The sequence below is a fragment of the Rouxiella sp. WC2420 genome, assembly GCF_041200025.1.
Classification (GTDB): domain Bacteria; phylum Pseudomonadota; class Gammaproteobacteria; order Enterobacterales; family Enterobacteriaceae; genus Rouxiella.
This window is the reverse complement of the sequence record NZ_CP165628.1, coordinates 2,162,877-2,186,542: the sequence shown is the minus strand read 5'-3', so window position 1 is coordinate 2,186,542 and position 23,666 is coordinate 2,162,877. Positions and strand designations below refer to the sequence as shown.

Here is a 23,666-nt window from a genome sequence, read left to right as displayed (position 1 = left end):
TTATACAAAAGAAGCAGAGAAAAAATAAACAAATAAAATCAAATAATTAACAAAATACCATTACCGAGATCAGGCCATAACTTACTGTTAATACTGATTTTGTCACAACAATGGTCAAGTTGATTTTCATATGAAAATGTAAAATTAAAAAAATTGAACCTCGCATTTACGGGTGAGCAAGATTAGAATTTTTGTTAAGTCGCGAGACATGCCGCAAATCAGCGGCGAAGATGAATAAATTATGCAAGTTTTAGGGCATTATGGCGGTTAAGATGAAGGCATTGGGCGGCAAAGGAGTATTTCAATTGAAAAGCAAAAGCGAGCAATTGGCCGACATGCAACATCGTCGCGACAAGATATTAGAAATGATCAGGGAAGATGGTACTGTCACAGTGAAAATGCTTACTGATGCTTTTGACCTCACTGAAGCGACTATCCGAACTGATTTACGGGTATTGCAAAAACAGGGACACGTTCAGCGCTTTCACGGCGGTGCCACATTGATGGATGGCAAACAAAATACTCATGCCATGCTGCTTGAGCGCCAGACTCAGCTTCGGGAAAAAGATGCCATTGGGCGTCTGGCGGCGAGTTTTATCGAGCCGGGGGATACGTTAATTCTCGATTCTGGCACTACTACAACAGCAATAGCCAATCATCTGGGACATATCAAAAGGCTATCAGTAATTACCACGGCGGTGAACATTGCCCTGCAACTTGGCGGAGAACCGGGGGTGAATATTTTACTCACCGGCGGGACTTTCAAGTTTCCGACGTTATCAACCTCTGGCGAAAAAGCCGCGAGTTTCTTCGAAAACGTGTTAGCCGAGAAGCTTTTTCTGGCAACTGCCTGCATCTCACCGCGCGCGGGGCTGAGTTTCCCTAGTGAGACCGATATTAAAGTGAAAAGCGCCATGATTCAGTCGGCTAACGTGGTTTATGTGGTCGCTGACTCCAGCAAAATCGACAAAGTTTCGATGTTTGCACTACCTTGTGAATGGTCAAAAATTCATTATTTGATCACCGACAGTGGTATTAGCGCCGAAGCCTGGGCAGCCTTCGAAGCGCTTGGAGTCAGAGTGCTGATAGCGGAGTAAAATTAGATAGTAATCAGGCTACCCAGTCGCCAGTATTGCACCTGGCCATTTTTATAAAGCAGCCTTTCATCGTTACCGAGATTTTTCAAGGTGACATAAAGGGCGACTTTACCGTTGCTGATGGTATGGGCATAGGTGCCGGTTCTTGAGAAGTTCACCACGTCGCGGTCAAAGGCCTGCGCGAAAGTGACTTTGTCCTGAGAGTCATCCGCTTTAATCCCCTCAATTCGCAGTAGATAGAGTTCTGAACCCAGCGTTGAGCTCACTTCAGCGGAAAACTCCTCGACGTTGAAATCTTTCTTGAAGGCGGTATCGAGGAATTTAGACAGTCCGTCAATAAAAATTCCCATCCATTGACCGCTATCATAGGAGTAAGTACTGCTGCTCGAATTTCGAAAGTTTCCCCTTAAACTTTGGTACTCGGCCTTGATTTCATTTAGCGCTTTAAGATACTCATCGGTTTTTTGGTTTAATGAGACTGCAAGCGAGCTGATCTCTTCCGACGAGCCGGATTCGATTATCTTGTCGCCATAGATCTCACTCACTTTACTGAACAATTGCTCTGGCCAATTTTCAGGTAATATGCCATAAAAGTTCTCATTGAATATTGCTGATTCAATAATATGTTTGGCAAATTCCAGTGCACTTACCAGCGCTTCTGGCTCTATCTGCGCATCACCAGCAAGTTCCCCAAGCGCGACTGCTCCCTTTTCACTCGAAAAAAAAGAGTCATAGTTTATCTGATAAAACGATAGTTGGTTTTGAAGGTCTTGCCATGTTCTTAAATATGAAACACGACCCCGATAGTTATTGCGTTCATAGTTAAATTCATCATCGGAACTCTGGTTACGAGGTCTGGAATATAAGCTGAATTTTTGCTTATAAATTTCGAATGCCAAAGCCTGTGCAGTAATTTCCATTGAAAACTCCTTAGCTAGTTAAATTTTACTTAACACAAATTAAGGCTAGTCATGGTGCGCAAATTTAGCAAATGGCATGACATTTAACTCTAAGGATGCGAAATTTCCTTTGTAGTCTCCGCGATAATATCTACAACAATATTGCCCCTTCCCCATTCATGAACTACCTCGCTGAAATTCATCAATAAGGAGGGGCAACCTGCCGGTGCGAGCCAAAACTTATCATTTTGGCCAATGGGGCCAAATCTTGCGACTCACATCACGGTGACCATACACTTTATCAATATCGTGACACGACAGGCCAATATCCTTGAGCTGCGAAGCACTCAGCCCCTTGAGGATCCTGGCCGTTTGCCGCCGCTCCCGCCACCCGGCAAAAGCTATAACAAAACGGTCCCACCAGCCGAGTTTTAATGCGCTGTTATCAATGTACTTATCAGTGAATTTTCCAGTTGAAGCGACTGTCTTTTCTGCGTCTGCCGCGTCGATAACGCCCGTAACGCGAGTAATAAATTGATCACTTTCACAGATTCTTTTCATGGCTACATCTCCTGTTTACCCCGAACACAGGATCTCGCAAACGCCAATTCCAATACAGATTCAGTAATTAACTATTTTCACCATACAGATATCGCCATTAACACAGATTTGGGTGTAGATTACTCTTATCTGTACTGTAATTGGGTGAGCAATATGAATCGCTATGAACATTTAGCCCATATTTTGGGAGAGCGTATCGAACAGGGCCTTTATCCTGCGGGACATCGCCTGCCGTCGGTAAGGATCCTGAGCGACGAGCACGGAGTCAGTGTTAGCACAGTGCAACAGGCCTATCGCATGCTGGAAGACCGCCAGCTGGTAGAAGCGCGTCCAAAGTCTGGCTATTTCGTATCATTGGTCAAGCGGCAAGCCGGTTTACCCGCCACCTGTCGAACGCCGCAGCGACCGGTGGATATTTCACAGTGGGACCAGGTGCTGGCGCAGATTACCAGCCGCACCGTGCCGGGAATGATCTCGCTTGGCGGCGGCACGCCCGATGTTTCGTCGCCCAGCCTAAAACCCCTTAGCCGGGCGCTGGCCAAAGTCGCGCAACGCTCCGATAGCAGCGCCCTGTTCTATGACACCATTGAAGGTTCGAAAGCGCTACGCGATCAGATTGCTCGCCTGATGATCGATAGCGGCAGTCACATCGACGCGCAAAATTTGGTCATTACTACCGGTTGTCACGAGGCGCTTTCGATTGCCATTCGTTCGGTGTGTGAAGTGGGTGATATCGTGGCGGTAGATTCGCCAAGCTTTCACGGCGCAATGCAGACGCTAAAAGGTTTTGGCATGAAAGCGCTGGAAATTCCTACCGACCCTGTCACCGGGATCAGCATCGAAGCGCTGGAAATGGCGCTCGAACAGTGGCCAATCAAGGCGATTCAGCTGACCCCAACCTGTAATAATCCGCTGGGCTATAACATGCCTGACGAGCGCAAAAAAGCATTGCTGCGGCTGGCACAGTGCTATGACATCGCTATTATCGAGGACGATGTTTACGGCGATCTGGCGTTCCAGTATCCACGCCCGGCGACGATTTATTCTTTTGACGATGATGGGCGCGTACTGCTGTGCAGTTCGTTTTCGAAAACGTTAGCGCCAGGATTACGAGTCGGTTGGATTGCCCCCGGCCGCTATCGTGATATTGCGATTCATATGAAATATATCGGTACCGGTGCGACGGCAACTCAGCCTCAGCTGGCGATAGCCGACTTTATTCAGCAAGGTCATTATCAGACGCATTTGCGCCGCGTGCGCCAGCAATATCAACAAAAGCTCTGCCTGATCAATGACTGGGTAGTGAAGTATTTTCCGCAAGGCGTGGGTGTCAGTCGTCCGCAAGGCGGCTTTCTGCTGTGGATAGAGCTGGATGAAAAAATTGATACCCTGCGTTTAAATCGCCTGCTGGAACCAGAAAAAATTCAGATTTCGGTGGGTTCGATATTTTCCGCTGCGGGGAAATATCGCAACTGCCTGCGGCTTAATTTCGCCAATCTCGATGAAAACCGCCACGAAGCGGCAATCAAACGTGTCGGTGAGACAGTGCACGAAATGATGAAAAGCAGCTAATGTTGGTCGCCGGGGATTATTTCGATATCCTCGGCGGCTAATTCTCTGCCATCCTGCGCCCGCACTCTCATCTGGGCCAGCGGTTGTCCGGTCTGGCGTTCCACCGAGTAACTGCAAGCTTCGTTTTCATCAAACATATACGCATGCCCCCATTGCCCGAGCGCGATAAGAATCGGGTACAGATCCTTGCCTTTTTGTGTCAATAAATACTCCTGATACGCCGAGCCGTCTGACGCGGGGGCAATCTCCAGAATGCCTTCGGCAACCAGCGTTTTAAGCCGCGAACTAAGAATATTTTTCGCCGCGCCAAGGTGACGTTGAAACTCACTAAAACGTTTAATGCCGCCCAAGGCATCGCGCACGATCAGCAGCGTCCACCAGTCTCCAATCAAATCCAGAGTACGGGCTATCGGGCAAATACTGTCGTTCATGCTGGTACGTTTCATTTATCACTCCGTGCGGTGCCAATTAATCTGGTTGCATTATAAAACCGCTAATGATAAAAATCATCCAGTTTAATAATGAAACCACTTAGTTTTAAAAACGTATCGCAACCGAAAATTGAGGATTACCCAATGAGCCAATCAACATCATCCAAACCTTTAGCCCTGATCACTGGCGCCTCTACCGGCATTGGCGCTACCTATGCCGATCGATTGGCAAAACGTGGCTATGATCTGATTTTGGTCGCCCGCGACGGCGCTAAACTGGAGCAACTAGCTGCAAAACTCAGCAGTGAAAACGGCGTAAGCGTTCGCGCGTTTCGTGCCGACCTGACCGATGCCGCCAGCCTGAAAAGCCTCGAAACGCTTATCCGCGACACACCTCAAATTTCATTACTGGTCAATAATGCCGGTTCTATTTTGCCCGGCGGTTTCAAGGATTCCGACGTCGAGGATATCGATAACCTGATCCGCCTGAACGTGACCTCGCTGGCTCGCCTTTCCCGCGTGGCGCTGGATGGACTTAAAACCCATAAAGACGGTGCTATCATCAATATCGCCTCGGTATTAGCGCTGGCCGCAGAAATCAGCGATCCGGTTTACACTGCCAGTAAGGCTTTTGTGTTGACCTTTACCCAGTCCTTGCAGGTTGAACTTGCCAATAGCGGCCTATATTTCCAGGTAGTTTTACCGGCAGCCACGCGAACCGATATTTGGGCCAAGGGTGGCAAAAATATTGAAGAGGTACCGGGAGTGATGGAGGTTGATGAACTGGTAGATGCGGCATTAGTCGGCTTCGATAAAAAAGAACCTGTCACTATTCCGCCGTTGCAGGATGAAAACAAATGGTTTGCACTCGATAATGCTCGCCAGGCACTGAGGATGGAATTCTTGCAGAGCCACGCGGCACCGCGTTACAAGTAATAGACTGATTGTATGACGAATGCGGCTACCGCGTTGCAAGTGACCACGACACTGGTTACATTGGATAAACTTAAAAATACAGTTTTTTAACATCCGTTTTGACCCTAACCCATGGCAGAATGAAAAATGACTGAATTCGTTATCCCCGCACCGGAAGCCGCTTCGCTGGCTATCAATGGACAACAGGCGCGATTCCCGCTGCGCCGCGTTTATTGCGTTGGCCGTAACTACTCGGAACATGCCCGCGAAATGGGCCACGATCCCGACCGCGAACCGCCGTTTTTCTTTGGCAAACCGGCCGATGCCGTGGTCCCTGCCACTGGCGAAATTCCTTACCCACCGCTGACCTCTGACCTGCATCATGAAGTCGAATTAGTGGTCGCAATCGGTAAAGGGGGCAAAAATATCCCTGCATCTCAAGCTCTTGATCACGTCTGGGGTTATACCGTAGGGGTGGATTTAACACGCCGCGACTTGCAGGCCACGGCTAAAAAAATGGGCCGCCCGTGGGACTTTGCCAAAGGTTTTGACGCCTCTGCGCCAACTCTGCCATTGATTGCGGTCAGCAAAATCGGTCACCCGGCCAGCGGCAAGATTTGGCTCGATGTGAACGGTGAATCCCGTCAGGTTGGCGACTTGAGCGATCAAATTTGGCCGGTTGCCGACGTGATTAGCTACCTTTCACAGTCAGTTGAATTGCAGCCGGGCGATGTCATTTATACTGGCACGCCTTCAGGCGTTGGGGCAATTCAACCGGGTGATACCGTTTCTGGTGGCATAGAAGGCATTGGTGCGTTTAGCTTTACCTTAAGCGCGAAGCCTTAAGCATTTTATTACCTAATCAATAAAAAATATTAAGCCGGCATAATATGCACTGATGCAGATTATGCCGGCCTGTTTATTATTATTTTTCACACCCTTCCCTGGGTTTTTTCTTATTGTCAGACCTAGATTTGTTTTTGTGAGAACTCGAGGATAATAAATTCGGCCGGGCGCACTGCCGCCATACCGACTTTAATGATCATCTTGCCGTCGTTGATTTCCTCAGCGGTCATCGTGGTTCCCAATCCGATTTTAACGAAATAGGCCTGCTCCGGCTTTTCGCCAAACAGCGCGCCCTGCTTCCAGAGATTATACAAATAAGCATCGACGGCGCTGCGCAGAATTTCCCAGGTCACAGGCGAATTGGGTTCAAATACCGCTTTTGCCATAGCTTCTTTAATGTCGCGCTCAGCAATATTAAACAGGCGGCGCACCGGAATATAGCGCCATGTAAGATCAGTATCAGGGACCATAGTGCGTGCGCCCCAAATGGTGTAGCCCGTGGACGGGAAATAACGAATGGCATTGATGCCATTTTTAAGCAACGTTCCATTTACCGACTCAGTGACCACGACTTCTTTCCCCAACGCATTGCAAAGCCCGGTCACGCCGCTAAGTGTAATATTAGCCGGGGCTTTCCACACGCCGCGTTCACTGTCAGTCTTACAGTAGGCACCCAGTACCGCATAAACGGGAGAAAGGACAACCTGTCGCTGCAGGTCCACTATAGCCTGCCTGGCAAACCTGGAAAGACTTGGGTTAGTCAGTAATGATGATAGCGTACTAGAAGTTTTATCTAGAATTTTTGTACCATCCTCTGAAATACCTTCGAAATGAATATTATTAGGAGACAAATCATTCAGAGAAAGCGTGTAAGACGTATTAAAATACGGATAATAGGCCGCAGTTTGTTGTCCTACATTATAAGTGCTGCGTGCATCCGTGATGTCATCGGATCCCGTGACACAAAATAGAGGCGCGGCATGACCATTAGCCTGGGTAAGTAGCGATGAAATTGCAAGATAAGCTTTTTCGTTAATCTCTTTATGCCCGCCCAAAGAAATAATGGTAATGTCGGGATATGCCAATGTCTGTTCAGCCAGAGTGGTGAAATCAATTTTTGTTAGGTCAGGATCGTAGTGATCAAGTGTAACGCTTCTAATATCGTCTTTTGGGCCTCGTGTTTTAGACACCTGCGTTGTTAAATAAATATAGCACCCCCCCCCGCCGTTTTCAAAATACATCTGCAATGGGAAATACCCTAGGGCTTTCATTTGTCTATAGTAGCTTTCAGTGGCAAAAAAGTTGCTTTCGTTTAGCTTGTTGTGATCTTTTTTATCACCTCCTATTTTATCGACAATAATAGACGATGTATGTTTTTCTCTTACGTCATTAATAAAACCACCCAATTTACTTAGATAATCCAACCAAGAATCGACTTTTATAATCTTGTCGAACTCAGGCTTAATTGTATACGCTGTTTTATTCTTATCAGAATCAATAAATGGATCAAAAACAAACAGTGGAACACAGGTACTGCCAGACGAAATACTCATTGATAAGGCGTTATCTTCTTTTACATATACGCCGGGATAATTAGTAGTAATAGGCATGGTTAATCCTCGTTAAAGAACTGGGTAACCCTTGAGGGTTACCCCATTAGGTTATTAAATCTGTTTCTGAGAGAACTCAAGGATAATAAATTCAGCAGGTTTAACCGCCGCCATGCCAACTTTAACAATCATTTTTCCGCTATTAATATCTGTCGGGGACATGGTGGTTCCCAAACCGATTTTAACGAAATAGGCCTGCTGCGGTTTATCGCCAAACAGTCCGCCTTGTTTCCATAGGTTATGCAGATAAGCATCAATAGAGCCTCGCAAAATTTCCCAGGTAGTTGGCGAATTTGGCTCAAACACGACTTTCGCCATGGCTTCTTTAATGTCGCGCTCGGCAATGTTAAACAGGCGGCGCACGGGAATATAGCGCCATGGCAGATCTCCGTCATCTACCATGGTGCGTGCACCCCAGACTGTAAAGCCCTTGCCGGGGAAGTAACGAATCGCGTTAATACCATTTTTAAGCAGGTTTGCATTTACGGATTCGGTGACGATGAGTTCTTTACCTCCAGCATCGCAGAGACCCGTAACGCCGCTGAGTGTCACATTGGCCGGTGCTTTCCAGACACCGCGCTGGGCGTCGGTCAGACAATAGGCACCGGCAATGGCGGCGACCGGAGAAACGACCACGCTAGCCACTTCTGCTTTAAAGGCAGCCAGAATTTCGCTGGCTAAATTAGGCAGTACAGCTTGTAGGTCTTTAAAAGTGGATATTATTTTAAAGGTCAATTTACCAGCAGGTTCGACAACTGGAGTTTGAGGCATATTATACCCGCCCTGTTGATCATCATCCTGGTCATCCGGTAGTTGCTTTTGCGGCTCGGCTGTCTCTTGCTGCGCTGTTTTTGCCCCAGTGGCGGGATCTGTGTCTGGCTCTGAAGTAGCTGCCAACGCGGCATTGGCCTGAAGTTTTTTCAATGTTTCAGCGGCTGCAATCGCATCTTTAGCATGTGCGGCAGTATTTGCTGCGTCAGAGATGATTTTGCCGATGACTGCAATTTCAGCCTGTAAGCGTTGCGCTGCAGAAAGTCGCGCCTCTTTTTCATGTTCGGCGTGTAAGAAGACCTCTTTCAACTGATCTTCAGATTTCGGCTTCGAGTCGGCGAGTTCGCGCAAAAGCTTTTCTGCTTCAGACATTTTCAGATCATACTGTTGCTGATCAAAAGCAGGCTCCCCGGCGACGGGAACACGGTTTTTAGAATCGGCAAGTTCTGCTAACGCCTTTTCGGCATTAGACATTTTAATCTCCCAATCAAGTTCGGTCATAGGAGAAGTATCGGTATTCAAATTCGGCTCGGCATACTGATATTGCAAATTACCGTCGGCGCTGTCGGCCGGGGCACTAAGAAATGCTGCAGGAGCCTCTGTTCCCCAGGTGTAATGATTAAAACTATTGATTTTTATCCTATCTAAATCAGGGACAAAGCTTTGAAGATAGGATGTTTTTAGGTATGGATAATAAGCTGCGGTTTGCTTAGCTTCACTGCTAAAATATAATGCTCTATCTATTGCGTCTCCCCCTACCAGGCAGAATAAAGGTGCAGAATGGCCAGTGGATTGCGACATTAAATCGCCTACCGCACTAGACGCAAGATTATTAGTGGTAGTACTGGCACTCAATACAATCAATGTAATGTCTGGATGGGCAGAAATAAAGTTAGCAAGGGTATCGAAACTCTCTTTTGTCGCAGCAGCAGTTCCTGAATAAAAATAAACATAACACGCTCCACCGCCGTTTTCGAAGTAGTGCTGCAACTCATAATACCCTAATGATTTATTCAGGGATTTAATGGGCTGCAAAGCTTTTTGGGCAACAATTTCAGGACCCGTTACGGAATAGGCAATGGTTTTGAATAAATCAGATGATGTGATTCTTGTTGCAAACTCCTCTTCCTGAATTTTTTTTCACTACCCGCAGAAACGGTAACCTTAAATTCAAACACCTCATCCGTTGAGCTAGCAGAAACGACTAAATTATAAAATTTGAGATACTCCAGCCAACCATTAAACTTTTTAAGCACACCGGCTGATGGAATAATATCTGTTACTCCTTTTGTTGCACTCACCAATGGCTCAAATACAAACACGGGTACCGCGGTGCTGCCGGAGGTGATATTCAGCGACAGCGCATTGTCCTCTTTGACATACACGCCGGGATAGTTGGTTTCAATTGTCATGGAACGCTCCTCTAATGATGTAGGATCTAGCCCGCCATCAAAGTGGCGTCCAGAATTAAGTAATTAAATCCTTTAGTGACAGTCTTGCTAACCGTTGTAGAAATAAACAGACGATAAGATGTCATTAATTTAACTTCAAAATATTTTTATAAATTTCAATAAATTACTTTTGTGATTAAATTATCAATTTATTGCAAACTCGCTAAGGAACAGAGCGTTTCGACATTGTTTTCTGACATCATCGTGTTCCCGTTAATTAAGATGTATCCATTAAGTCAGCCTAGCTGCAAACTTAATGGATAAATAGGCGGCAAGATGCCGTTTATAGGTTAAATTAAGGAATCTTACTTCTTGTATCAATCAATAGTGAGATTAATATCTTCAAAATGGGTCTGAGAACTCATAGCACAATAAAGGCCTCGATTCTGGATACAAAATATTTCCTGATCTATCTATTATCCTTTTAGTTTCTGGATGGAAAATTTTCAACAAGGCGCAAGTATCAAGAGATAAAGGCCGAGTTTCATTTATTATGCTGTCAGTGCCTAAATATAATTTCTCGTCAATGAGTTCCCCTTGCTTATCCTCAAGCCGAGTTTTCGCATAAGGTCTCTCCTGCCATCCTGTATGTATCTCATTGCTGGCAATTAATTTGTACTCTATATCGCTGGTTGACAAATCAACATGAATGTTAAGGAATGCACGATCATCATAGCCTTCTAATACACAAATCAGTTTGGGGTCTTAGCGTGGCTAATCACCAGAACCTGCTGTGGCTCCGTGGCCAAATCACCCAACACTAAACTCTCAACCTTGTCGACATAATCCTGATTTTCAAGCAGTGCCAGCATGTCGTAATAATTTATGCGATTGCCAAGGGTCAATTGTCGGCTTGAATCATGCGTTGCCCACGGCATAAACCTCTGCTGAATGGCACGCCTCAGCAGCTGATCGCCATAGGCCGGGATCACTCCTTTTACAAAACTTACCTCATAGCTAATGAGCACCTCTTTATAAGTCGGGTTAACCACCTTAAGACTCAGCCACGGCGTGCCGAGGGATTTAATGTAGCTCGCCATCTCTGCGAGCCGCCCCTGGTTTATTGTCGGACGCAGTGGATCGTTATTGTCGCTGTGGCTAACGTAAGGCATCACGACCAGAATTTTTTCACTGCGGTCGGTCCCCCCCATTTTTAGCGCCTGTATCTCCGGGTATTTGGCGGTAAGTAATGTTGAAATATCCTTCCAGCTCAGCGCGCGATTGCGGTGGCGCAGCCGCTGGGCAACGCGATCATTAAACTGATCGTCATTTTCTGCCGTTTTGCCGGCAAACGACGGGGCGCGCTGGGTGATTTTTGCTATATCCGGCAGGTCTTCAACCGGGGTCTTAACGCTGTCAGCCAGAAGCGGCGTGGCAAAGTGCGCGTCGTCAACGGTGGCAGCATTTATCAGCGTGGCCTTGCCCGCGTTGGCCGTTACGCTGTAAAGCAGCGGATAATTTCCCGGTGGGTTGCCCTCTTTTTTGTCGTCGGCATTCGCCGTAAAGACCGCCCTCAACCAGTGTTTCCCGGTCGGCAATAAGGTTGATTGCGTTGCCGCATCGGCAGGCAGCACGCACGACCACAGGCCAGAGCGTGAAAGGGATAAAGTATTATCCTCAACCGTGGCGTCGAGCGACCGCCATTGATTGTTGGCAACCAGATATTGCCAAAGCAGCTGATGGCTGAGCGGCGTGCGCAGCTGCCAGTACAGTGAGATTTTTGCCAGCGGCAGAAGCTGGCTGAACCCGAGATAAAGCTGGCACAGGCTTCCTGCGTCAGGGCTTGAGTCTGCCACCTGCAGAGTTGAAGTAGAATAATATGCTGCATCTGCTGAAACCTTTTGCTCAGCCTGATGACCCAACGCCCCTTGCGTCCATTGCAGCAATTCCCCGCTTTTCACTTCTATATTAGCAAAAACAAAATCAACGGTTACGTGACTCCATTGCGGCTGATAAGGCTGGGAGAGTTGCTCTGTAGGTTTAATAGCTTGAGTATCAAATGTGGGATAATGTATTTGCTCTTCCCCCAATCTCTCAAGATGAGCAGGAACCCGATGTGTGGCAGGATCAGAATATCCAATATGGGGCACATTAGTCGGGCTTGCGATAAGTTGAGGATGAGTATCCACCTCCGTACTTTCCTCCTTTATTTTAAAGGTTGTTATGGTAGTAGATTGGTCATTATCTACTGTAACCGCAACAGTATTAAATGAGTGCTTATCGTATTCATCGGCCTTGAAATCTAATGAGTTTAAAGAAATGCGCAGCGACCAGGGCCAGTCACAGGGGTCTGTGCTGCTTACCGCTTCGCAGGCATAGGCAGGCTTGCTGACTGCAATAGGCAAGCCTGAGCCAGCACCCTGCGGTATTTTCTTTTCGGCATTGTCTTTAAATAACTTAATGTTTGCGGAAATCGGCGCTGGCTTTTGCCCTTTTTCGTATAAATAAGTGCTTACGGTAAACTCATTATCATTTTTAATTGTTGATAGATACTTTTCATAATTGCCAACAAACCCAACGGAAGGTAATTCTAGCCAGGTCGGATTAATTGTCACCTTAAATGCGTCCGTCGCATGTAACCAGTCAGGCGACATGATATTAAAGCCGCTGCCAGACGTGCCCCTGCTACCAAAAGGCAGGCTGGGCTTATTTGGCCGACTGTCACCCGCGTCAGTACTGAATAAAACTGCCGCGCCGGTCACCGCAACGCGAATGCTGGTGATTTTTCCCACCGGCGAGCCATCTGTATTGGATAATTTAAGCAGTGGAAATTCAGTAGCGGGCAATGAAAGATCTTTAGCCACGTTAGGCGGTGCCAATAGGGGCTTTTCGCCGGGAGTGAGGGTAATTTCAACCGTGTTTTCGGCCGTGGATGTGTTTTTAAGGCTCACCCACTTCCCCTGCTGATAATGTTCGACTTTTATTGTAGACGCGATTTCTTTGCTTAATCCCGCAATGCTAAGACTAATCACTCTTGTACCGCTGCTCAATAACAGATGGGGATGACTGAAATAGCGCACGTTGCGTATTTTTTCTGCCACTGGCAGAGCGGCTTGACCACTTGCCACCACGCTATTAATGATGGGTTGTTCACCCTCGAGACTACTCTTGTCGCCTGATTGATCAGTAAACAGCCACTGCCCACCCAGAGGCAAATTGCAGTCTGGCAGGGCAATCAGTGTGCGTTTGAGCTTTGTTTCAGGGTTTACTTCTATCAAATCGGTTAACTGCCCGGTATTAACCACCAAATCGTGTTCGAGGGCGTAATGCAACGGGTTACCCAAGGTGTCCGTTCCGCCATCAAAAAGCGTATTGGCTTTGACGGTGGTTTCTACCAGGCCGTCGTCGAGTGCCATTGACAGGATCACCGAATCGGCAACCGGCGGCTGGGGCTGTAATTTAAGGTAATCGCGATAATAAAGCTGCCTGTGCAGTGCGGGAAGCATGTTCAACAGTTTACGCGGCGTCTCTAGCTGGCGAAGCCAGGCCAGCAACAGGGCCTGCTGCGGCGGTAACAGGCCGTCACCCTGTTCGCCATGGTTGTACAGGTTCACCAAATGGTTAATGAGTTGCTGACGCTCTTCGCCCACCTCATGACCAAATAACACCTGACCCCAGTTCGATGAGTCCTTATCGGACTGATAATCCACTGAATTCAAAGGCTGATAAGGAATAACCGAACAATATTCAGCCAGTTGGGTGAGATGCCAGTGGGTATCGGCATCATCAAAAACAAACGGGGTAGCAGGGTCGCTGATGTCTTTCGACTCGACGATTTTGAGCGTTTCGACATTGTTTTCTGACATCATCGTGTTCCCATTAATTAAGATGTATCCATTAAGTCAGCCTAGCTGCAAACTTAATGGATAAATAGGCGGCAAGATGCCGTTTATAGGTTAAATTAAGGAATCTTACTTTTTGTATCAATCAATAGTGAGATTAATATCTTCACATCGGGTTTGATAAAATATATCTTCCGACACCCTCTTTTACAGTAAATGAAGTAAATAAGTTTTTTAGCACTAGAACACTTGATTGATCAAACTGCTTATAATTTAAAATAGAATCATCAACCTTACACATTATGGTAATAACATCCCCTACTTTAAGGGATAAAGATTCAAAAGACTGGACTGTCGCATACTTTCCAAAGTGGTAAGAAAAGGGAGGGCTTGCGTTTCTTTTTACTATAATAGAAATATAATCTTCATCGGTTTCACTGGGGATAATCTTGTTAGCAATACAGACATCCAGCGAGCCATTAATATAATTAAAATACATATTGACCAAAACGTTGTTTTTTTTGTTTTGCAATTCCCAGCTAGCACGCCTTGCAAATGACATCGTCCTTTCTTCGCCAACCTTGAAGTCTGAGAACTCATAGCACAATAAAGGCCTCGATTCTGGGTACAAACTCTTTCCTGAACTATCCTTTACCCTACTAGCTTCTGGATGGAAAATTTTCAACAAGGCGCAAGTATCAAGAGATAAAAACCGAGTTTCATTTATTGTGCTGTCAGTGCCTAAATATAATTTCTCGTCAATGAGTTCCCCTTGCTTATCCTCAAGCCGAGTTTTCGCATAAGGTCTCTCCTGCCATTCTGTATGTATCCCATCGTTCGCAATTAATTTGTACTCTATATCGCTGGTTGACAAATCAACAAGAATGTTAAGGAACACAAGATCATTAGAGCCTTCTAATACACAAACCAGTTTGGGGTCTGAGCGTGGCTTAATCACCAGAACCTGCTGTGGCTCCGTGGCCAAATCACCCAACACTAAACTCTCAACCTTGTCGACATAATCCTGATTTTCAAGCAGTGCCAGCATGTCGTAATAATTTATGCGATTGCCAAGGGGCAATTGTCGGCTTGAATCATGCGTTGCCCACGGCATAAATCTCTGCTGAATGGCACGCCTCAGCAGCTGATCGCCATAGGCCGGGATCACTCCTTTTACAAAACTTACCTCATAGCTAATGAGCACCTCTTTATAAGTCGGGTTAACCACCTTAAGACTCAGCCACGGCGTGCCGAGAGATTTAATGTAGCTCGCCATCTCTGCGAGCCGCCCCTGGTTTATTGTCGGACGCAGTCGATCGTTATTGTCGCTGTGGCTAACGTAAGGCATCACGACCAGAATTTTTTCACTGCGGTCGGTCTCGCCCATTTTTAGCGCCTGGATCTCCGGGTATTTGGCGGTAAGTAATGTTGAAATATCCTTCCAGCTCAGCGCGCGATTGCGGTGGCGCAGCCGCTGGGCAACGCGATCATTAAACTGATCGTCATTTTCTGCCGTTTTGCCGGCAAACGACGGGGCGCGCTGGGTGATTTTTGCTATATCCGGCAGGTCTTCAACCGGGGCCTTAACGCTGTCAGCCAGAAGCGGCGTGGCAAAGTGCGCATCGTCAACGGTGGCAGCATTTATCAGCGTGGCCTTGCCCGCGTTGGCCGTTACGCTGTAAAGCAGCGGATAATTTCCCGGTTGGTTGCCCTCTTTTTTGTCGTCGGCATTCGCCGTAAAGACCGCCCTCAACCAGTGTTTCCCGGTCGGCAATAAGGTTGATTGCGTTGCCGCATCGGCAGGCAGCACGCACGACCACAGGCCAGAGCGTGAAAGGGATAAAGTATTATCCTCAACCGTGGCGTCGAGCGACCGCCATTGATTGTTGGCAACCAGATATTGCCAAAGCAGCTGATGGCTGAGCGGCGTGCGCAGCTGCCAGTACAGTGAGATTTTTGCCAGCGGCAGAAGCTGGCTGAACCCGAGATAAAGCTGGCATAGGCTTCCTGCGTCAGGGCTTGAGTCTGACGTGTGTGACGTTGAGGTAGAATCAAAGAGTGTCATTGCAGGAGTGGGATTTGGCTCGCTCATATACCCCAAACCATCCTGCGTCCATTGACTGCCGGTCACGTCCATAGCAGCAAAATTAAAATCAACGGCTACGCTGCTCCATTGCGGCAGATAAGGAGCGGAATATAAGTCTTTTGGATCAATCTTATCGATAGTCAGATGTGAAATGGGGATTTTGGTAGAATCAACACCCTCCAGTTTTGCAGGAGTCACCACCACATTGGGATCATTTTTATCTAGTACCTGCGATTTTATTTCAAAGTTAGGGATTTCAACGGAGGGTTTCGATGGATCAGGCTTTACATCGACATTGAAAGTTTTAAACGGCCGCTTGTCATATTCATCGGCTTTAAAATCTGTTGAGTTCAATGAAACACGCAACCACCAAGGCCAGTCGCGGGGGTCTTTGCTGTCAACCGTTGCGTATGGGAAATCACGCGCTGTAACCTCAAATTTCAAGCCTGACTCAGAGCCTTGTGGTAGAGCGCTCCCGGCATTTGCTTTAAATAATTTAACATTTTGGTCGGTGGGTGCGATCTGTTGCTCTGTTTTGCATAAATAAGAGCTTACGGTGAATTTACTGTCATCATTAATGTCTACACTGCCATCAGCTAACTTGGGATAATTTTTATAATTTTCAATAAACCCACTGGAAGGCAATCCTATCCAGGTCGGATTAATTGTCACCGTAAATTTCTCCGCCGCATTTACCCAGTCAGGCGACATGATATTAAAACCGCTTCCCGCCTTGCCCCTATTACCAAATGGCAGGCTGGGCTTATTTGGCCGACTGTCACCCGCGTCAGTACTGAATAAAACTGCTGCGCCGGTCACCGCAACGCGAATGCTGGTGATTTTCCCCACCGGCGTGCCATCTGTATTGGATAATTTAAGCAGTGGAAATTCAGTAGCGGGCAATGAAAGATCTTTAGCCACGTTAGGCGGTGCCAATAGGGGCTTATCGCCGGGAGTGAGGGTAATTTCAACCGTGTTTTCGGCCGTGGATGTGTTTTTAAGGCTCACCCACTTCCCCTGCTGATAATGTTCGACTTTTATTGTAGACGCGATTTCTTTGCTTAATCCCGCAATGCTAAGACTAATCACTCTTGTACCGCTGCTCAATAACAGATGGGGATGACTGAAATAGCGCACGTTGCGTATTTTTTCTGCCACTGGCAGAGCGGCTTGACCACTTGCCACCACGCTATTAATGATGGGTTGTTCACCCTCAAGACTATTCTTGTCGCCTGATAGATCAGTAAACAGCCACTGCCCACCCAGAGGCAAATTGCAGTCTGGCAGAGCAATCAGTGTGCGTTTGAGCTTTGTTTCAGGGTTTACTTCTATCAAATCGGTTAACTGCCCGGTATTAACCACCAAATCGTGTTCGAGGGCGTAATGCAACGGGTTACCCAAGGTGTCCGTTCCGCCATCAAAAAGCGTATTGGCTTTGACGGTGGTTTCTACCAGGCCGTCGTCGAGTGCCATTGACAGGATCACCGAATCGGCAACCGGCGGCTGGGGCTGTAATTTAAGGTAATCGCGATAATAAAGCTGCCTGTGCAGTGCGGGGAGCATGTTCAACAGTTTACGCGGCGTCTCGAGCTGGCGAAGCCAGGCCAGCAACAGGGCCTGCTGCGGCGGTAACAGGCCGTCACCCTGTTCGCCATGGTTGTACAGGTTCACCAAATGGTTGATAAGTTGCTGACGCTCTTCGCCCACCTCATGACCAAACAGCACCTGGCCCCAGTTCGGCGTTTTACCATAAGGCTGCGTCGCGGTTGGGTTCAGCGGCTCATAAGGAATCACCGAACAGTATTCAGCCAGCTGAGTGAGATGCCAGCGGGTATCGGTATCATCAAAAACAAACGGGATACTCTTGTCGCTGTGACCATCCGGTTCAACGGTATTGAGCGGTTCGGCAGTGTTTTCTGACATCATCGTGTTCCCATTAAGTAAGATGTAACAATTAAATCAGCCTAGTTGCTAACGCCATTGAGAAATAGGTGGAAGACATCCCGCCGCATGCCCTGTACTCAATCACGGCACTTTTAATGCCGCTTCATCAGGGCTGACGCGCAAAGCCTCAATGCGCGCGATCGCCGAAATCTGTTTATTGCAGATTTCTACCACGCTCAGAAGTTGTTCGTTTAACACCAAACTGCCTTCGTAGTTGATATCCGGATCAATGACCGGCGGCAGGCACTCTGCCAGTAGGCTGGCCGGTATTGGCACCGGCGGAACCTTGACGAATCTGGTTTGCGTGCTCCCGCAGCCGGTTAACAACGTCAACAGGAACAGGCTGCATGCTACAGCGATTCGCTTTTGCGGCCGTCCTGATATACACGATTCGTTCATTGCTTTGCTGTACAACCTGCTGTTTTTCATCTTGTTCAGCCTTACTTATCTTATTAAAATCCGAAATTTGCTGTATTTGTGTAGTAATAATGAGTTGCGCTTCGTTTTTCTCCTGCATTAACTGGGTAATTTCAACTCCCTGAGCCTTGGCTTTATTGTGGTAATAGCCCAGAAAAGATAATAAAATTCCTAAAATTAAAAACACCCCCCCGTACATTGCCAGTTTTAAACTCATCGTTTTCTCACTAATTTAATTTGTAGGTATCGATCTAAAATAGTGACTCACGGCTTAATACAGTAGGTGGTTTTACACCACCTTCTACGCTGCACCGACACCCGCACAGGTCACAAACAAGAACAAACTCAAAAAAGAAACATAACACACCAAAAAAACAATTTAATACGATATTTTCACCCATTAATTTTATTTAATCAGCACTTTATACCCATAAAATTTCTTTGACCGTAGTGGTGTGATTTCGTAAAAACAAATAAATTGCATTAAAAACATTAAATTAGTCATTTCTAGAAAATCAAATTTTATAATTTTTCTAATAATAGATTTTTAAAAATATATACATATTATTAATTTATTCGTTAAAACTTATACCTTCAAATAATGGAAATCGTAGGTTGCAGGAAGCAAAGTTGAATGATATCTCCCCTATAAAGAGGTTTATCTATGGAAAACTTATGGTGTGACCTATTTGATGGCTCAATTATTGAAAGCCAATCATGCCTGCGCTTTTGTGATGAAAATAAGATTCAAGTACTCGCAAGCCTGCCTAATATCGCCTCAGAGCTGGCAGGCCTGTGTGGGTTCTCTACAATGTTTGTACTGATAAAAACCTTTGGTGGAAGAAAGATATACCTCCCAAAAACCGCATTGCACTTCGCAAAAAGCACCGGTATGGTCATTCCAGATGATGAGTACCTTCTTTGGAGAAGGCTGGCAAAAGTGAATGGCCAGATGGAAATTCCCTCCAAATGGGGCATCTTCCTATCCTTGCGCCGGGCGGCAATATATTTATCGATCAAGGAGGGTTCTGACCGCGAAAAGTTGATCGTTTCCTTTGGTATAACCCAAAGGCAGATCAGAAATCTAAAAATTAAATCTAATTACTCCTTCTAATTTAGCGACTTAACGTTACCTTGTTGCTATGGTTAAAGTTTACTTAATTTAATGTTCTGAATTTAGGAACAGGAAAAGCGAACACCCCATAAGAACAAGACAATTCCGTTGGAGGAATAATGAATAGAAGCAGATTTAGCGAAAAGGAAATGAAATTTATAGTCGGCCAAGCTGAAAAAGGCGCAAAGATTTCTGATATCTGTCACATAATGAATATATCCCCAGCTACTTTTTATAATTGGAAAAGCAAATACACCAGCGGCAACAATGCCAACTATAAAAAGAATCTGGAAGGAACCCTTGAAATTGAAAAGCTAAAAGACAAGATACAACAACTTGAGAATGATAAAAAAGTTCTTTTATCGCTATTAAGTTCAAGTAATAAGGGTTAAGAAAGCCACATTTCCAGCAGGCGGAAGACAACAATTAAAACGGAAGTTTTCCACCTGTTATTACGTCAATAGCTGCTCTATATTCACTTCAATGCAAGAGACCTGATTAATGATTTTAGCTTCCAATAGGCTGAAAGATATTAACGTTCTCGAGGCCATTATCAACGTATTTATGGAGTCGATATGTCACTACCCGATAATAGTGGAAAAGCGAATTACGAAAATATCCATTTCGATACTTTGCTTGAAAAAAGCCTGGATGATATTCAGCGCTACTCAGGAAATATCTGGACCGATAAAGGTGAACATGATCCTGGCGTGACTCTTTTACAGGCGCTGACCTGGAGCACCGCGGATCTTGCATTTCGTCATACGTTTCCAGCTAAAGATTTGCTGCAGCCTAAAGCGCAAGGTAGCACTATTTTCCCCAGCAACTTTGGTCCACGAGATGTACTGACATGTGCACCGATTACGCTGGATGACTATCGCCGTGGCATTTTAGATCTTTGTAATGATTCAAAGAATGAGTCAAAATTTTACTTTAGTGATGTTCAAATAACCCCCGTTGTTAAAGTGGCTGAACAATATCAGTACAGTTATGACCAGACTACTGGCCATTTTTTGTTTAAAACAGCTGATGACAATAATTTTCACGTCGTCGGAGACTATGAGGTTAACTATCAACTTAACCGCGGCGTTGATGATGAAGTAGCCCACGCCGCTCTTGTTAAGTATCTGGCGGCAAACCGGCACCTGTGTGAAAGCTTCCGTGAACCAAAGCGTTTAGACGCTACACCACAAAAAATCATAATCAGCCTGGAGCTTACGGACGACTGGATCGATTATCAGACCACCTTAAACCAAGTTGTTTTACAAGTGGAGGACAGGGTCAGTCCACAAACCGTGCGTAGCAACAGTCGCTTAAACAGCCAGGGCATTAACAGTAATGATCTTATTGAAGGTCCCAAGCTTGACTACGGCTGGATAGAGGCATTACCCGCTACGCGAGAAGCCATGGGGAATTACGAGCTTGATATTAGTGTATTAGCAAAAAGTTTGCTGCAAGTACCTGGTGTTAAGTCTGTGCAGGCGTTGGGCGTAGACAAAGATAAAAATTGGAAATTAACAGTAGAAACAAACCATTATCCCCTTGCCTGGGGAGTGGATGAATCTAGTGTGCAACAGGCAATCAAACAATGTGTGACCTTTACTAAAAAGGGCCAGATACTCCCGCTTGAAAACTATGTTGAGGCGGCGGCACCTCTGTTATTTAACCGTAATAAAGCCACAAAGTTACCCGACGCCCCTATTCCTGCGGGTAAATATCGTAATCCAGACGCTTATTACCCGGCCTCTAATTTTTTGCCTGCGGCCTATGGTTTAAAACAAAGCAAACTCTCTTCTGCTGCAAAAAATTTGGCTTTGTATTTATTCCCTTTCGAGTCATGGAATTACTTGCAGCAAAGTAAGATGATGTTATTGCCCGAAGCGCTGACGTTTGAGCGTGATAGTACAACTTTTGGAAAAACTAACTGGTTGACACTACTTAATTTCACATCGTCTATTCGGGCTATATCCTTTTTAGAAGATAAAGATAAAATAAACATTTACGGTCAATCATCGAAGCTTTTTTATTCTCCAGAAAGTGAGCTTGGTATTACAAGTTATCTTCTTAACTACTTCGGCAATAGCCGAGCCGATCGAACACTGATTAAAAATTACGATAGCAATGAATACAGAGACGTACAATACGGATTCTTAAGGCAAAATCCTGAGATTAATTACAGCCGCGGCAATATAGACATTCACGGTATTTCAGGCTTGCAGCGTATTATTGCTGCCCGTCTGGGGCGGGGGGTGGAACTCTTTGCCAAAAAAGAGGGTAATGTACCAAGTACACAAAAAATGAGCACACTACCATTTTACATTGTTGAGAACAGACAATTGCTGCCCCCGATGCCGAACATGCTGGATACAGGCGCAAAAACATCCTTAATTACATTAACCGAAAAATTCATCGATAAAAAATCTGGGTTATCAGGCCTAAAATTAACAGTTGATAATAATACAGATTTTAAAGTAGGCATGCTGGCTGATATTGAGCTAATACCTAAAACTAACGGCAGTAAAGAAAATAAAAGCGTGTTCTACAAAAACCTTTTGATACGTGGCATTGAACTCCTTGATAGCGATAAAAATTCAATAAAATTCTATTGCGCAGACGACCCGCGGCTGAGCGAAAATCTCGAACGTATTATTGACACTACATTATTCAAGAAAAAAATATTATCCTTTGCGTCAGCATGGTTGCAGAACAATCGCACACCAATAAGTTCAGAATCAATTAATAACCGGACAATCAAGAGTGTTAAAACCTTGCCGGACTGGCTTCAAGCTGGCGTTACAATTTCATTTTATCAATTTGAAACATCCACAGATCCTAAAAACCCAGATTTAAGAACAATAAAGCCTTTAACCAGTACAATTACTACAGTTGATAGGGTAAATAATACCTTTAGCTTTGATAGTGACGTAGTTTTTACTGAAAAGGTAAGGTACTACTATGAAATTAAGCCAGAAAAATCCAATGAACCATTTTCATCTACGCTAAGCTGTATTTTCCCCAGATCATGGCTAGATACTCAAGGAAATGATTCATCCAGGTTAGATAAGAATAATGAGTTAGCCATTTGGATTGAGCAGGTTATTAAAGAAGAGATTCCGATACATTTGAATCCCCAGATCCATTATCTGGACTCGGGACAATTTAATACCTTTAGTGATGCATATCAGAGATGGCAAAACAACAGCTTCCAACTTGGCGGTGATGCCTACGCAATATTGGAAATGCTTTCATTAGGCCAGCGTCCAAGGGATAACTTCCCAGGAATAGGCGTTATGCGAGTATATGATGCTGCAACCGAAAAAAGTTCTGTTGATACTGCAAAAAACCTAGCAACAGAGGCAGAAAAGGCTTATGCACTGCAGGATACGGACATTTTCTTTGTCGCCCCGGTAACATCGGTTTAAACAATCAAAACCCAAGGTGAATATTATGAATATAAAAACCACACCATCGACGCTGCCGCCTGAGACATCCGAAAGTATAAGAGATAAATTCAAGGCTTTATGTGTGCCCACTCAAGATGACTTCGACAGTTTAATTAACGTGTGTGCACTAGCAAATACCAGATTGGGGCTAAATGATTCAGTCGTTAGATCACCCAGCCTAACTATCGACAAGAATCAACGTATATCACTGCAAATATCGCCAAACGGCGGGCTTAAGCTAATTGACCGAACAGACAAATCTGGGTCTGATCTTCAAATTGACTTCGGCATAGGGTTTAAAGCCGGTGAATCGCTTGCTTTGAATACCGGGCAAGGTATCACAGACGATAAAGGTAAACTTGCTCTTAATTTAGCGCCTAATTCCGGTATTGCTAAAGATTTTCACGGGCTATTAGCCGTAGCGCCTATCACATTCGCAAAAAAGAATGATGCTGCGCCTGACAAAAATAAAGATGAAATGCTCGCGGTAACAATTGGCAGTGGCCTGTTCTTCAACGGCAACCACATAGAAATCAAACTGACTCCGACATTATCGGGGTTAGTCTTTGCCGGAAGTGAACTTAATATTAAGCATAGCGAGGTACTATGTGTCAAAGATGGTTTCCTCACGGTCAATATCGATAATATATAAGTGATAGTTTCCTTATATAAACATCATAGCGAATGAATATGGCTAACGCTCCCTATTCAATTGCACTTATTAGTT

The 23,666-nt window shown here is 45.5% G+C and carries 19 protein-coding genes; 9 read left to right on the top strand and 10 right to left on the bottom strand.

Translation table 11 applies throughout. The features are described 5' to 3' along the window. Positions 1-305: 305 nt before the first annotated feature. Complete coding sequence (locus AB3G37_RS10125; RefSeq protein WP_369790579.1) at positions 306-1,097, top strand: DeoR/GlpR family DNA-binding transcription regulator; 792 nt, start codon at positions 306-308, stop codon at positions 1,095-1,097. A gap of 2 nt (positions 1,098-1,099) precedes the next feature. Here the strand turns inward: AB3G37_RS10125 and AB3G37_RS10120 are convergent, their stop codons facing one another. Beyond that, the gene (locus AB3G37_RS10120; protein ID WP_369790578.1) at positions 1,100-2,017 is read right to left on the bottom strand and encodes a hypothetical protein; all 918 of its coding nucleotides are present in this window, start codon (positions 2,015-2,017) and stop codon (positions 1,100-1,102) included. Between the two features lie 222 nt (positions 2,018-2,239). After that, the gene (locus tag AB3G37_RS10115) at positions 2,240-2,557 is read right to left on the bottom strand and encodes a DUF1127 domain-containing protein (RefSeq protein ID WP_369790577.1); all 318 of its coding nucleotides are present in this window, start codon (positions 2,555-2,557) and stop codon (positions 2,240-2,242) included. 153 nt (positions 2,558-2,710) lie between these two features. On the opposite strand from AB3G37_RS10115, the gene AB3G37_RS10110 reads away from it, so the two are divergent. After that, positions 2,711-4,129: a PLP-dependent aminotransferase family protein gene (locus AB3G37_RS10110; RefSeq protein WP_369790576.1), complete on the top strand. Its 1,419-nt coding sequence runs from the start codon at positions 2,711-2,713 to the stop codon at positions 4,127-4,129. On the opposite strand, the gene AB3G37_RS10105 is transcribed toward AB3G37_RS10110, so the two are convergent. After that, the gene (locus tag AB3G37_RS10105) at positions 4,126-4,575 is read right to left on the bottom strand and encodes a winged helix-turn-helix transcriptional regulator (RefSeq protein WP_369790575.1); all 450 of its coding nucleotides are present in this window, start codon (positions 4,573-4,575) and stop codon (positions 4,126-4,128) included. The two genes, AB3G37_RS10110 and AB3G37_RS10105, sit on opposite strands and share 4 nt — an antisense overlap. A 129-nt stretch (positions 4,576-4,704) precedes the next feature. Here AB3G37_RS10105 and AB3G37_RS10100 point away from each other — a divergent pair, with 129 nt between their 5' ends. Beyond that, a complete protein-coding gene (locus tag AB3G37_RS10100) occupies positions 4,705-5,496 on the top strand; it encodes an SDR family NAD(P)-dependent oxidoreductase (RefSeq protein ID WP_369790574.1) in 792 nt (263 codons plus the stop codon). Between the two features lie 126 nt (positions 5,497-5,622). Further along, positions 5,623-6,321: a fumarylacetoacetate hydrolase family protein gene (locus AB3G37_RS10095; protein ID WP_369790573.1), complete on the top strand. Its 699-nt coding sequence runs from the start codon at positions 5,623-5,625 to the stop codon at positions 6,319-6,321. A gap of 122 nt (positions 6,322-6,443) precedes the next feature. Here AB3G37_RS10095 and AB3G37_RS10090 read toward each other — a convergent pair whose 3' ends face one another. The 6 genes from AB3G37_RS10090 to AB3G37_RS10065 all read right to left on the bottom strand — a co-directional run bounded on the left by AB3G37_RS10090 (position 6,444) and on the right by AB3G37_RS10065 (position 17,632). Then, complete coding sequence (locus AB3G37_RS10090; RefSeq protein WP_369790572.1) at positions 6,444-7,931, bottom strand: phage tail sheath family protein; 1,488 nt, start codon at positions 7,929-7,931, stop codon at positions 6,444-6,446. 54 nt (positions 7,932-7,985) lie between these two features. Beyond that, entirely contained in the window at positions 7,986-9,692 is a 1,707-nt protein-coding gene (locus AB3G37_RS10085; protein WP_369790571.1) for a phage tail sheath family protein, read from the bottom strand. Between the two features lie 74 nt (positions 9,693-9,766). Next, a complete protein-coding gene (locus tag AB3G37_RS10080; RefSeq protein ID WP_369790570.1) occupies positions 9,767-10,114 on the bottom strand; it encodes a hypothetical protein in 348 nt (115 codons plus the stop codon). 381 nt (positions 10,115-10,495) lie between these two features. Then, positions 10,496-10,792, bottom strand: a complete 297-nt coding sequence (locus AB3G37_RS10075) for a putative mucin/carbohydrate-binding domain-containing protein (protein WP_369790569.1) — start codon at positions 10,790-10,792, stop codon at positions 10,496-10,498. A 53-nt stretch (positions 10,793-10,845) separates the two neighbouring features. Continuing rightward, positions 10,846-13,962 (bottom strand): hypothetical protein, encoded by a 3,117-nt coding sequence (locus tag AB3G37_RS10070; protein WP_369790568.1) that lies wholly within the window; start codon positions 13,960-13,962, stop codon positions 10,846-10,848. 139 nt (positions 13,963-14,101) lie between these two features. Next, entirely contained in the window at positions 14,102-17,632 is a 3,531-nt protein-coding gene (locus AB3G37_RS10065) for a putative mucin/carbohydrate-binding domain-containing protein (RefSeq protein ID WP_369790567.1), read from the bottom strand. Positions 17,633-17,695: 63 nt separating this feature from the next. Between AB3G37_RS10065 and AB3G37_RS10060 the strand changes: the two genes are divergently transcribed. Next, complete coding sequence (locus AB3G37_RS10060; RefSeq protein WP_369790566.1) at positions 17,696-17,941, top strand: hypothetical protein; 246 nt, start codon at positions 17,696-17,698, stop codon at positions 17,939-17,941. 250 nt (positions 17,942-18,191) lie between these two features. Here the strand turns inward: AB3G37_RS10060 and AB3G37_RS10055 are convergent, their stop codons facing one another. After that, a complete protein-coding gene (locus tag AB3G37_RS10055) occupies positions 18,192-18,599 on the bottom strand; it encodes a hypothetical protein (protein ID WP_369790565.1) in 408 nt (135 codons plus the stop codon). A 447-nt stretch (positions 18,600-19,046) separates the two neighbouring features. Here AB3G37_RS10055 and AB3G37_RS10050 point away from each other — a divergent pair, with 447 nt between their 5' ends. From AB3G37_RS10050 to AB3G37_RS10035, 4 genes are all read left to right on the top strand, one after another. Further along, complete coding sequence (locus tag AB3G37_RS10050) at positions 19,047-19,496, top strand: hypothetical protein (protein WP_369790564.1); 450 nt, start codon at positions 19,047-19,049, stop codon at positions 19,494-19,496. Between the two features lie 119 nt (positions 19,497-19,615). Then, complete coding sequence (locus AB3G37_RS10045; RefSeq protein ID WP_369790563.1) at positions 19,616-19,888, top strand: transposase; 273 nt, start codon at positions 19,616-19,618, stop codon at positions 19,886-19,888. Between the two features lie 183 nt (positions 19,889-20,071). After that, a complete protein-coding gene (locus AB3G37_RS10040; protein ID WP_369790562.1) occupies positions 20,072-22,918 on the top strand; it encodes a hypothetical protein in 2,847 nt (948 codons plus the stop codon). A gap of 25 nt (positions 22,919-22,943) precedes the next feature. Continuing rightward, positions 22,944-23,591, top strand: coding sequence for a hypothetical protein (locus AB3G37_RS10035; RefSeq protein WP_369790561.1), 648 nt, complete (start codon positions 22,944-22,946; stop codon positions 23,589-23,591). The last annotated feature ends 75 nt before the right edge of the window (positions 23,592-23,666 follow it).

Excerpts from the sequence above, each read along its gene's own strand:
- AB3G37_RS10060 (WP_369790566.1), top strand. The coding sequence starts at position 17,696 with ATGGTTGATAAGTTGCTGACGCTCTTCGCCCACCTCATGACCAAACAG.
- AB3G37_RS10050 (WP_369790564.1), top strand. The coding sequence starts at position 19,047 with ATGGAAAACTTATGGTGTGACCTATTTGATGGCTCAATTATTGAAAGC.
- AB3G37_RS10115 (WP_369790577.1), bottom strand. The coding sequence starts at position 2,557 with ATGAAAAGAATCTGTGAAAGTGATCAATTTATTACTCGCGTTACGGGC.
- AB3G37_RS10090 (WP_369790572.1), bottom strand. The coding sequence starts at position 7,931 with ATGCCTATTACTACTAATTATCCCGGCGTATATGTAAAAGAAGATAAC.
- AB3G37_RS10110 (WP_369790576.1), top strand. The coding sequence starts at position 2,711 with ATGAATCGCTATGAACATTTAGCCCATATTTTGGGAGAGCGTATCGAA.
- AB3G37_RS10045 (WP_369790563.1), top strand. The coding sequence starts at position 19,616 with ATGAATAGAAGCAGATTTAGCGAAAAGGAAATGAAATTTATAGTCGGC.
- AB3G37_RS10035 (WP_369790561.1), top strand. The coding sequence starts at position 22,944 with ATGAATATAAAAACCACACCATCGACGCTGCCGCCTGAGACATCCGAA.
- AB3G37_RS10120 (WP_369790578.1), bottom strand. The coding sequence starts at position 2,017 with ATGGAAATTACTGCACAGGCTTTGGCATTCGAAATTTATAAGCAAAAA.
- AB3G37_RS10080 (WP_369790570.1), bottom strand. The coding sequence starts at position 10,114 with ATGACAATTGAAACCAACTATCCCGGCGTGTATGTCAAAGAGGACAAT.
- AB3G37_RS10095 (WP_369790573.1), top strand. The coding sequence starts at position 5,623 with ATGACTGAATTCGTTATCCCCGCACCGGAAGCCGCTTCGCTGGCTATC.
- AB3G37_RS10070 (WP_369790568.1), bottom strand. The coding sequence starts at position 13,962 with ATGATGTCAGAAAACAATGTCGAAACGCTCAAAATCGTCGAGTCGAAA.
- AB3G37_RS10100 (WP_369790574.1), top strand. The coding sequence starts at position 4,705 with ATGAGCCAATCAACATCATCCAAACCTTTAGCCCTGATCACTGGCGCC.
- AB3G37_RS10040 (WP_369790562.1), top strand. The coding sequence starts at position 20,072 with ATGTCACTACCCGATAATAGTGGAAAAGCGAATTACGAAAATATCCAT.
- AB3G37_RS10105 (WP_369790575.1), bottom strand. The coding sequence starts at position 4,575 with ATGAAACGTACCAGCATGAACGACAGTATTTGCCCGATAGCCCGTACT.
- AB3G37_RS10055 (WP_369790565.1), bottom strand. The coding sequence starts at position 18,599 with ATGAGTTTAAAACTGGCAATGTACGGGGGGGTGTTTTTAATTTTAGGA.